We start from the raw sequence: 12,308 nt of genomic DNA, 5'->3' as shown, positions 1-12,308 counted from the left end.
TCAAATAAATCGTATACCGATGGTGCTGCTCCTTCACAAAATTCTGCTGTACCATTTACTGTTCCAGATTCTGGTGCTGGTTCTATTGTAATCGTAATATTTTCAAAATCAGAACATGTGCCATTATCTATTGTATATGTATATTGATATGGACTACCAGCAACTGTTAGTATAGTAATATCTATTGGATTAGCAATTGTTGTACCAGAAGCATCAGTCCAGACACCACTATTATTATCCTGTGTCCCATCTAAAGTATTAAAAAGATCATAAGGAGAATTCGCTACTAAATCATTTTCACAAAATACTGCATTAATAGCATTACCCGCTTCAGGGTCTTGTAAAACGATAACTTGTACTGTAGTTGATTCTTCTGGACAAGGATTTGGTAATATATTTTGCGTATATGTAAAATTATATGTTCCTGGAGTAAAGGTCGTTAAATCTATTGGAGAACTTACTACGGGATCAGTACTTGATGTCCCTTGAGTCCATTGTCCGTTAGGATCTTCATTATCTAATAAAGTAAACAAATCAAAAGCTGAAGGTAGAGCCGCTTCACAAAATGAAGCAGGATTAGCTGCAGATGGAATACCAGAAGTAAATGTATCGTAAACTGTTATTACTACAACTGAAGTTGCTTGAGGACAAGCTCCATTCGCTGCGACTATATATGTAAAAGTATAAATATTTGGTAACGTTAATGTAGAAATATTAACGGTTCCTAAATGTCCATTTGTTGTTGCTAGTGGACCTGTCCATGTTCCTGTTGTATCTGGTGTTCCGCCTAACTCATCAAATAAGTTAAAATCGTTTGTAGGAACGCTATCCTCACAATAGTCTAAAGTTCCTGAAGTTCCTGCATTAACAGGGTCAAAAATATTAACGGTTACAGGTACAGGATTACTATCACAAAAAATACTGTTTGTTTGAACGTAGTAAGTACTACCATTTGTTAATGGAGTTGATAATGATAGTCCTGGTAAAATTGGATCTCCATTTCCGTCAATATTAGCATACCAACTAACACTATCCATTGTTCCAGGATCTAAATCTCCTATTGTAGGATTAGTATCTGAACAAAAATCTTGTGGATTAGCTGGTGTTGGGTCTAAAGGTGCATCAAATACAGCAGTACTACCTAATTCTATTTGACTCTCACATCCAGTATTATCAACAAATACAACAAAGTAATTTGTTGCTCCAAGTGGTATAGCATCTGTAGTATTTGCTAGACTTGTAAGATCAAAGTCATTATATACTAAAACACTTCCTCCTACTGGGACATTAGGTTGTAGTACATCATCAATATAGGTTTGTATTGTAGGATTTTCATTACTACAATATATTCCATCTAAATTTTGACCAGATGGATTTACTACAAAATCTATAATAATTGAAGCTCTTGTTCCACAATTCCCAGAATTATCATCTGCATAATATGTTCCTTCACTTACTAATTGATTTACATTAAAAGGACTTCCTCCTGTCATTGTATCATACCATACAATACCATTACCTTCATCTGTTGCAAAAGCATTTAAGTCACCAAAAGTGAATCCTGAAGCATCACAAATTGGTGGCGGTTGAATGGGAATAGTTGGACATTGCGCATTGGCATAAAAAGCTGCAAAAAGAAATACCAAAATATAGGCTACATATTGATATGTTGACCTAAACAAGGATCTTGTTTTCATAGTAGGTTAATTATAAGTTAATTTAGTTAATAGCCTAGTTTATAAAATCTATAAAAAGTAGTTATCATTTATAAAAACGAACAACTTATTAACAATTTCGAATGCAATTTAACTGATTTTATTGTATTTCATCGAGTTTTTTTATGTTTTTTTAACATGCTTAAGTCTAACTAATTGAAAATCAACTAGAAACAAAAAAAGTCCATTCGATTAAGAATGGACTTTTTTTGTTAATAAGTAATATATTTTTAGTGTTGTAGCTCTTCTTCTCCTTCTTTAAGAGGTACAATTTGAGATACAAAATCTTCTTCATGACCAGGCTTGCTATAGTCATATGCCCAACGGTGTACATGTGGTATTTCGCCAGGCCAGTTACCATGAATATGCTCAACTGGTGTTGTCCATTCCATAGTATTAGATCTCCATGGGTTTTGAACAGCTTTCTTACCAAAGAATATGCTATTAAAGAAGTTATATAAGAATACTATTTGAAAAGCGCCTCCAATTAATGCAAAAATTGTAATTACAACATTTACATCTTGTAAGTCATCAAATAATGGAAAATTACTATTTGTATAATAACGTCTCGGTAATCCTGCCATACCAATGAAGTGCATTGGGAAGAATACTCCATAAGCACAAACAGCAGTTACCCAAAAGTGTACATAACCTAAATTCTTATTTAGCATACGGCCAAACATTTTAGGGAACCAATGATATATACCGGCAAACATCCCATAAAGAGCAGAAATACCCATTACTAAGTGAAAGTGTGCTACTACAAAATAGGTGTCATGTACATTAATATCTAAAGCACTATCTCCTAAAATAATACCTGTTAATCCACCTGTTATAAATGTAGAAACAAGACCTATAGAAAACAGCATTGCTGGATTCATTTGTAGATTACCTTTCCAGAGCGTTGTAATATAATTAAACGCTTTTACCGCAGATGGTATCGCAATTAATAATGTTGTGAATGTAAATACAGATCCTAAGAAAGGGTTCATTCCTGAAATAAACATATGGTGTCCCCATACAATTGTCGATAAAAATGCAATTGCAAGTATAGAAGCAACCATGGCACGATATCCAAAAATTGGTTTACGTGAGTTAGTTGCAATAATTTCTGAAGTAATACCTAAAGCAGGTAATAATACAATGTATACTTCTGGGTGTCCTAAGAACCAAAATAGGTGTTCAAATAATACAGGAGAACCACCTTGATAATGTAATACTTCACCTTGTATAAAAATGTCTGATAAGAAGAATGATGTTCCAAAGCTTCTATCCATTATAAGTAATAATGCAGCAGATAATAATACTGGGAAAGATATAATACCGATTACGGCAGTTACAAAAAATGCCCATATAGTTAAAGGTAATCTAGTCATAGACATTCCTTTAGTACGTAAATTAATTACTGTAACCACATAGTTTAATGACCCTAATAATGACGATGCGATAAATATTGCCATAGATACTAACCATAAGGTCATACCTGCTCCAGAACCACCTTGAGCTAATGGTAAAGCACTTAATGGAGGATATATTGTCCAACCCGCTGCTGCTGGTCCAGCTTCAACAAAGAAAGATAATACCATGATGACACTTGATACAAAAAACAACCAGTAAGAAATCATATTAAGAAATCCAGAGGCCATATCTCGTGCTCCAATTTGTAATGGAATTAATAAGTTACTAAATGTACCACTTAAACCTGCTGTTAATACAAAGAATACCATTATAGTACCGTGTATAGTAACAAGTGCTAAGTAAATATCTGCATCCATAACACCTTCTGGTGCCCATTTACCTAATAATGCTTTAAAAATTACATTTGGCTCTTCTGGCCATGCAATTTGCATACGCATCATAAGTGACATCATTACACCAATAACTCCCATTATAGTACCGGTAATAAGGTACTGTTTAGCAATCATTTTGTGGTCCTGACTAAATATGTATTTAGTTATAAATGTTTCTTTATGATGGTGATCGTCGTGAGCGTCGTGAGTATCTGCGTGTGCTGACATAATCTTTATATCTTTTTAATCTTTTAATTAATCGTTGCTAACTAGAGAGTTTTTAAATTCTTTTTGTGTTTTAACCCAAGCATCATATTCTTCCTGTGTTTCTACTATTATTTTCATTTGCATATTGTAGTGAGATTTACCACAAATCTTATTACATAATAATAGATAGTCGAATTCGTAACGTTCTAGAGCCTCTTCACCTTTAGCGACTAAAGCCTTAGATTTTTCTGTTCTAATTTTGTTAATATTTTGAACTTTATCAATCATTTCTGGTGTTTGACGCATGTCTACTGTTGTTACTGTAGGCGTGAAACCAAATTGAGTAATCATTCCTGGTACACAGTTCATTTGCGCTCTAAAATGAGGCATATACGCTGAGTGCAATACATCTTGAGAACGCATTTTAAATAATACAGGTCTACCTACTGGTAAATGTAATTCTGTAGTAATTATATCATCTTGTGCATTAGGATCTGACTCATCAACACCTAATATGTTTGCACGGTCTATATCAATTAATCTTACATTAGCTTTTCCTAATGTATTATCTGCTCCACCATATCTAGCTTTCCAGTTAAACTGTTGTGCATATAACTCAATTACTAAGGGATCGTTTTCTGTACTAACATTCATGATTGTAGTCCAAGTAAATAATCCTTTAATAATTAAACCTGCTAAAACGATAACTGGAATAATAGTCCAAATGGCTTCTAATTTATTGTTATCTGCATAAAATAATGCTTTCTTTCCTTTTTCTCCTCTATATTTAAATGCGAAGTAGTGTAATAAGAATTGTGTTACGGTTTGCACAAAGAAAATAACTACCATAGAGATAATCATTAAACTATCTATACCAGGTCCATGTTCTGAAGCTGAATTAGACATTAATGGTAAATCACCATACATTACAAAACACATAATAGTAATTACATAAATGAAGATTAAAAAACCTAACATTAAGTAACCATTGATTTTGTTGTCATTATCGTTTGCTATTTGATTGTTTCCTCCAGCAGTAACTGTTTGAGTTAAATCAAATATCTTAACCATTTGCCATATGGCAACTAATATAAATACTAAAACTAAAATTGATAATAAAGCCGTCATTGTTGTCGTTCTTCTTTATTGAATTATTTTATTAATAATGGAAATGTTCACTTTCTTTGATGAAAGGATTACGTTTTGGCTCTAGTGGCGCTTTTGTAAGTGCTGTAAAGACAATAAATATAAATAATCCTGCAAAGAATAACATTGAACAAATTTCTGGAACACCAATATACCATTGATCTCCAACTGTAGCCGGCATGATCATATTAAATACATCTATATAATGTCCTGCTAAAATTACTATACCTGCCATTACTACAAACCATGGTACACGCTTATAATCACTATTCATTAATAATAGTAATGGGAATACAAAATTCATAGCCAACATACCAAAGAATGGTAATTTATAATCTTCTATTCTAGTAATAAAGTATGTTACTTCTTCTGGAATATTTGAATACCAAATTAACATAAATTGAGAGAACCATAAATAGGTCCAGAAAATACTAAAAGCAAACATGAATTTAGCTAAATCATGTAAATGACTATCATTTACTTTAGGTAATAATCCTTTTCCTTTTAAGTATAATGTTATTAAGGCAATAGTAGTTACACCACAAACCATCATACCAGCAAATACATACCATCCAAATAATGTAGAGAACCAGTGTGGATCTACACTCATTATCCAATCCCAAGACATCATAGATTCTGTATAAATAAAGAATACTAAAAATGCTGCCGAAATACGGAATGTCTTTTTAAAGTTTTTATTATCGTCTGCATTATCTTGTGCAATAGAGAATTTTCTTGAGAAGTATCTATATAAAGACCATCCACCAATGAAAACTAAACCTCTAATGATAAAGCCCCAAACATTTAACCAACCTGTTTTACCTTGTATTAATTTATCTTCAGCAACAACTTCAGGATCCATCCATACAAAAATGCTGTTATGACCAATAAAGTGAGATAATGCTGCAATAAATAATACTATTAAAGCACCTGGTAATAAATAAGCTGTTATTCCTTCCATCACTCTTAATACTAAAGGAGACCAACCAGCTTGCGCTGCATATTGAATGGCATAAAAGGCTAATACGCCTAAAGCAATCATCATAAAGAAAAATGCTGCTATATAAAATGCTGCCCAAGGTCTTTTGTGCACTGCATGCATTACATGCTCTACATGCTTTGTGTGTTCGTCTACTTCTCCATGAGCAGATCCATGTGATTCTGCAGTATCATGGTCATTCCCATGAGCTTCTCCGTGACTTGCAGTTTCTCCATGACCATCACCATGATGAGATTCTTCGGCTAACATGTGTTCTACTTCTTCAAATGATTTGTTAGAACTCATGAAACTATAACCAACACCTAATGCTCCTACGACCATTAATATGATAGAAACTAATTTTAGTCTGTTTGAAATTGTATACATATCTATATATAAACTTTATCTATATCTTATTTTATTAAATCTGCTCTAAGTTTTTCAACATAAGCAACAACTTGCCAACGCTCTTCTTCACTTAGCTGATTTGCGTATGATCCCATTGTATTTTTACCATAATAAATAGTATGATAAATACTTCCTGCAGTAATCTCACGATCCGCATAATTAGGTATACCTAATATTTTTTCACGTTTTACTAATTTACCTTGCCCTTTACCTTTGTTTCCATGGCAAATAGCACAATAAATATTATATAATTCTTTACCTAAAGCTAAATTTACTTGAGTAGAATCTAACTTATTAACTAAAGACGTTTTTGCTAATTCGTAACCTTCGTTAGTGTTTTCTATATCAAAAGGTGTATATCCTCTTGAAATACTTCCTTCAGCAGGTAATAGAGCTTCCATATTATTTTTAAGAATCTCCTTACCATCTACTTTTACACTTGCTTCTTGGTAAGTTTCATAACCTACAGGCTCATACATATTAGGCATGTACTCGTAATTAGGTCTTGAATCTTTTTGACAAGCTACAAATGACACTAAGACTAATGCTAATATTGTTATTTTAATAATACTCTTCATTTTGTATAATTAATGCGCGTTATCTACTACGTTAATTTCAACTGCTCCAGTTTCAGCTAATAAACTTGTTAGCTCACTTTCATTTCCATGTACTGGTATTTCCATTAAGAAATGATCATCTGTTGTTCTAGGATCAGGATTCTCTGCTTTTTTGAAAGGCCACATTCTACTACGCATATAAAACGTAATTACCATTAAGTGAGCTGCAAAAAATACTGTAAGCTCAAACATAATTGGTACAAATGCTGGCATATTTTCTAAATAGCTAAAACTTGGCTTTCCACCAATGTTTTGTGGCCAGTCTTCAATCATAATGAAGTTCATCATTAAAACAGCAACTGTTAAACCTACGCATCCATACATAAATGATGCAATTGCAATACGTGTTGGCGCTAATCCCATTGCCTTATCTAGTCCGTGAACTGGAAATGGCGTATATATTTCTTCAATGTGATGTCTTTCAGCTTTTACCTTTTTAACGGCAGCCATTAACACATCGTCATCGTTATAAATAGCGTGAATTACTTTGTCTGAAGTTTCCATATGCTACTTGTTAGTTTATTAGTTTTTTAGCTTGTCCTGACCAATCATCACGTTCTGCTCTTCCTGGGAATGAACCTGTGATAGAATCTAACAAGTCATATTCATTTTTTGTCATCTTACTTACCTGAAGGAAAGAATAAATACCAATACTATTAAGTACTTGCTCCATTTTAGGTCCAATACCATTAACTTTTTTCAAGTCATCTGGTGTTTGGGTATTAGGATCAAATGTCCCAATAGTTCCTAATAGACTATTTACACTTTCAGAATTATCACCACTTGGCAATGCTTCAGTTTTAGTTGATTCTATAGTTTTTATAGATGCATTATCAGAGTTAGATGTTCTAGCATCTGCTCCTGTACCCATTAAACTATCTCCTCTTTCTCTAATGTTTTTATAACGCTCTCCTGACGATTTTAAAATCGTTTTCACTTCTGCTTGTGCAATTACAGGGAATGTTCTCGAGTATAATAAAAATAATACAAAGAAGAATCCTATTGTTCCAATGAAAATTCCAATATCAACAAATGTAGGAGAGAACATTGTCCATGATGATGGTAAGTAATCTCTATGTAATGATGTTACAATAATTACAAAACGCTCAAACCACATACCTATATTTACTACTATTGAGATAGCGAAAGAGAACATAATACTTGTACGTAATTTTTTAAACCACATAAACTGAGGAGAGAATACATTACAAGACATCATTGCCCAGTATGCCCACCAGTAAGGTCCAGTTGCTCTATTTAAGAATGCATATTGCTCATATTCTACACCAGAATACCACGCAACAAATAGTTCTGTAATATAAGCCACACCAACAATAGAACCTGTAATCATGATTACAATATTCATTAATTCGATGTGTTGTACTGTAATATAATCTTCAAGGTTACATACTTTTCTCATAATAATAAGAAGTGTATTTACCATAGCAAAACCAGAAAAAATTGCACCTGCTACAAAGTAAGGTGGAAAAATTGTGGTGTGCCAACCTGGTATAACCGATGTTGCGAAATCGAATGATACAATTGTATGTACAGAAAGTACTAATGGTGTTGCTAAACCTGCTAACACTAATGATACTTCTTCAAAACGTTGCCAGTCTTTTGCTCTACCAGTCCATCCAAAACTTAATAAACTATATATTTTCTTTTGGAAGGGTTTAATAGCTCTATCTCTAAGCATTGCAAAATCTGGTAATAAACCTGTCCACCAGAATACTAATGATACAGATAAATATGTTGAAATTGCAAATACATCCCAAAGTAATGGTGAGTTAAAGTTTACCCATAGTGATCCAAATTGATTTGGAATTGGTAATACCCAATATGCTAACCATGGACGACCCATGTGAATAATAGGGAATAATCCAGCTTGTACTACTGAGAAAATCGTCATTGCTTCTGCAGAACGGTTAATTGCCATTCTCCATTTTTGACGGAATAATAAAAGTACTGCAGAAATTAGTGTTCCTGCGTGACCAATACCAACCCACCAAACGAAGTTAGTAATATCCCATGCCCAGTTTACTGTACGGTTTAATCCCCAAGTTCCAATACCTGTTGAAACGGTGTATACTATACAACCGATTCCCCAAAGAAATGCTACTAATGCAATTGAGAAAACAATCCACCATTGTTTATTGGCTTTTCCTTCTACAGGTGCTGCGATATCAACTGTAACATCGTGATACGATTTTTCGCCTGTAACTAAAGGTCTTCTAATAGGTGCTTCGTAATGAGACGCCATAATCCTTTTTATAATTGTTCGTTAATTAATATTTTTTATGCTTTCGTGTTTCTCACTTTAGTATGGTACTGCACATTAGGCTTAGTACCAACACTCTCTAATAAGTGATACATACGATCGTCTTCTAAAAGTTTTGCAACTTTACTGTCTTTATCGTTAATATCTCCAAATACCATTGCTCCACTACTACATGCTGCAGAACAAGCTGTTTTGAATTCACCATCTTTAATCTCACGTCCTTCACGTTTTGCATCAAGAATAGTCTTTTGTGTCATTTGAATACACATAGAACATTTTTCCATTACACCACGAGAACGCACTACTACATCTGGATTAAGAACCATACGTCCTAAATCATCATTCATGTAGTAATCAAACTCATCATTTCCTGGATATTGGAACCAGTTGAAACGACGTACTTTATATGGACAGTTGTTAGCACAGTATCTTGTACCTACACAACGGTTATATGCCATGTGATTTTGACCTTGACGACCATGAGATGTTGCTGCTACTGGACAAACTGTTTCACATGGTGCGTGATTACAGTGTTGACACATTACAGGCTGAAATGCAACTTGTGGATTATCTGCAGCTACTTCTAACTCTCCAAATCCTCCTAAAGATCCATTATCTCCAAACAATCCAGAGAAGCCTTCTTTTTTAGCATCATCTTGCTCAAAAGTATCTTCAGATGAATAGTATCTATCAATACGTAACCAGTGCATATCACGACTACGACGAATCTCTTCTTTACCTACAACAGGAACGTTATTCTCTGCATGACAAGCAATAACACAAGCACCACAACCAGTACAAGCATTTAAGTCTATAGATAAGTTAAAGTGATGTCCAATAGAACGATCAAACTCATCCCAAAGATCTGCTTCTGGAGACGTTGCTTCAATCATTTCGTGATCTTTAGATACCATTGGCATTGCATTCCATTCTTTGGCATCTTTAGTATTAAAGATCTCTAATGTTGTTTCTTTAATAATGTCTCCACGACCCATTAAAGTGTTTTGTAACTGTACACAAGCAAACTCGTGCATACCAGTTGCTTTTTTAACAGTTACATCTTGTATTGTATTAAAACCTTGGTATAATGCATATGCATTAACACCAGTTTTCATTTCATCTTTTAAACCAGCAGTTCTTCCATAACCAAAAGATAAACCTACAGAACCTGTAGCCTGACCTGGTTGAATAATTACTGGGACTGTAATTTTAGTTCCGTTTACAGTAATATTAGCATAACTACCATTTAAAGCTCCTGTAGCATCATGCTCGTTTACTAATTCTAAACGTTTAGCATCTGCAGCAGAAACTGTTAAATAATTATCCCAAGATGTTCTAGTAATAGGATCAGGGAATTCTTGTAACCAAGGGTTGTTAGCTTGTTGACCATCACCCATTCCGATTTTAGTATACAAGGTTAACTCCATTCCATTTGATTTAGCACCAGCTGCTAAAGCTCTTGCCGCATTTCCTGAAGGCGTTTCAACTTCTTCTTCAGAAGATACAACCTCAGCTTCTACTTCATCATTTGATGCTACAGTTACATTAGAAACAAATGCACCATCATGTAACGCTTGGTTAAATGAATTACCATTTAATATATTTTCATTCCATACCACTTTAATGTAATCGCTATATGAAATATCATTTTCATTCCACTTTAATAAAGCGTCTTGAAATTGTTGTGTATCAAATAAAGGACGAATTGTAGGCTGAATTAACCCAAAATGACCTTTTTTAAGTTCTACATCTCCCCAAGATTCTAAATAATGAGGTGCTGCAGCTATGTATTTTGATTTAGTAGCCGTTTCATCTGCTTTCATTGAGAATGCAACAGATAATTCAACATTTTTCAATGCTTCATCAAAATCTGGAGCATTTGGTAATGTGTATGATGGATTTACTCCACTCATTATAACTGCACTTACTTTACCTGCTTTCATATCAGCAATTAAAGTATTAACAGCCTTATCACTACCTTGTCTTGTTTTAATAGGTGTGCTAGAGTCAAAAGCTTTACTACCTAGAGCTTCATTAATCTCTAAAACCACAGTTTGGGCATTAACATCTTGAAGTCCAGTAACAACAACTCCATTACTACCTGCTTTACTTAATTCTGAAGCTGCTCCTTGAATTGCTTTCTCTACATTTGCTTCTAAGCTTCCAGAAAAAGAACCTCCAACTATTAAACTATGTAATTTAGCTAAAGCTAGTTTTTGCTGACTAGGCTTTAATGGCACACGCTTATCTGCATTAGCACCAGCTAAAGACATGTTAGACTCGAATTGAATATGACGAGACATTTTTCCATTTGTTGGAACACGCCCTTTAGAATAACCTGAGTCAAATCCGCCACCTTGCCAATCTCCTAAAAAGTCGGCTCCAAAAGCTACAATTGTAGACGCTTTAGAAAAATCATAATTAGCTAAACCTCTTTCACCATATTTTGCTTGATATGCATCTAATGCAGTAGATTCTGAAACGGCATCATATACTACATGATTTACATTAGCATATTTTGCTTTAAATTCTGCAATTAACTTTGAAGTAGATGGACTAGCATATGTTTGCGTTAACAATACTATTTGCTTTCCTGCCGCACTATACGTTTTTAATTGCTCTTTAGTTTCTGAATAAAACTGATCCCAAGAAATAGCGCTTTCACCTTTAGTAGGCTTTTGCACTCTTGTACTATCATACAATCCTAAAACCGATGCATTAACTCTAGCATTTGCTCCACTACCTGTGGTTGCTAAAGAATTGTTATCAATTTTAATTGGACGACCTTCTCGAGTTTTTACTAAAACACTTGCAAAATCAAAACCGTTAGCTATAGTTGTTGCATAATAATTTGCAACACCAGGAACAATAGAATCTGGTTGAACTACATAAGGAATTGATTTAATAACTGGTCCTTCGCAAGCAGCTAACGATGCAGCGGCAGTACTAAAACCAACATACTTTAAGAAATCACGACGCGTTGTAGACGATGCTTCCAATGTATTCTTATCACCTAAGAATTCATCTGTTGGAATTTCGTTTACAAATTCGTTTTGTTTTAGCGTCTCAACAATAGAGCTATCTTTTAGCTCCTCAACACTTTTCCAGTATTTCTTGTTTGATGACATATTATATAATTGAATTACTTCTTAATTTACTTTTTAA

General features: G+C 33.9%; 7 protein-coding genes and 1 pseudogene. All 8 read right to left on the bottom strand.

Annotated features, from left to right (window positions below; genetic code table 11):
• A pseudogene (locus tag Q0997_RS17670) lies at positions 1 to 1,697 on the bottom strand (hypothetical protein); the annotation flags it as partial.
• Between the two features lie 248 nt (positions 1,698 to 1,945).
• Positions 1,946 to 3,733 carry a cbb3-type cytochrome c oxidase subunit I gene (locus tag Q0997_RS17665; protein WP_299891295.1) on the bottom strand — a complete coding sequence of 596 codons (1,788 nt, stop codon included), beginning with the start codon at positions 3,731 to 3,733 and terminating at the stop codon, positions 1,946 to 1,948.
• A gap of 27 nt (positions 3,734 to 3,760) precedes the next feature.
• Positions 3,761 to 4,840 (bottom strand): cytochrome c oxidase subunit II, encoded by a 1,080-nt coding sequence (locus Q0997_RS17660; protein ID WP_299891292.1) that lies wholly within the window; start codon positions 4,838 to 4,840, stop codon positions 3,761 to 3,763.
• A 31-nt stretch (positions 4,841 to 4,871) separates the two neighbouring features.
• Positions 4,872 to 6,224 (bottom strand): quinol:cytochrome C oxidoreductase, encoded by a 1,353-nt coding sequence (locus tag Q0997_RS17655; RefSeq protein WP_299891289.1) that lies wholly within the window; start codon positions 6,222 to 6,224, stop codon positions 4,872 to 4,874.
• 26 nt (positions 6,225 to 6,250) lie between these two features.
• A complete protein-coding gene (locus Q0997_RS17650) occupies positions 6,251 to 6,823 on the bottom strand; it encodes a cytochrome c (RefSeq protein WP_299891286.1) in 573 nt (190 codons plus the stop codon).
• A gap of 9 nt (positions 6,824 to 6,832) precedes the next feature.
• A complete protein-coding gene (locus Q0997_RS17645) occupies positions 6,833 to 7,366 on the bottom strand; it encodes a DUF3341 domain-containing protein (protein ID WP_299891283.1) in 534 nt (177 codons plus the stop codon).
• Between the two features lie 10 nt (positions 7,367 to 7,376).
• Positions 7,377 to 9,125: an NrfD/PsrC family molybdoenzyme membrane anchor subunit gene (nrfD, locus tag Q0997_RS17640; protein ID WP_299891280.1), complete on the bottom strand. Its 1,749-nt coding sequence runs from the start codon at positions 9,123 to 9,125 to the stop codon at positions 7,377 to 7,379.
• A gap of 35 nt (positions 9,126 to 9,160) precedes the next feature.
• Positions 9,161 to 12,271 carry a TAT-variant-translocated molybdopterin oxidoreductase gene (locus Q0997_RS17635; protein WP_299891278.1) on the bottom strand — a complete coding sequence of 1,037 codons (3,111 nt, stop codon included), beginning with the start codon at positions 12,269 to 12,271 and terminating at the stop codon, positions 9,161 to 9,163.
• Positions 12,272 to 12,308: the final 37 nt, after the last annotated feature.

It is taken from the genome of uncultured Lacinutrix sp., from assembly GCF_947500325.1.
In the GTDB taxonomy this organism is placed as follows: domain Bacteria; phylum Bacteroidota; class Bacteroidia; order Flavobacteriales; family Flavobacteriaceae; genus Lacinutrix.
Note: the sequence above shows the minus strand (reverse complement) of the source record. Positions and strands in the feature narration are given on the sequence as shown.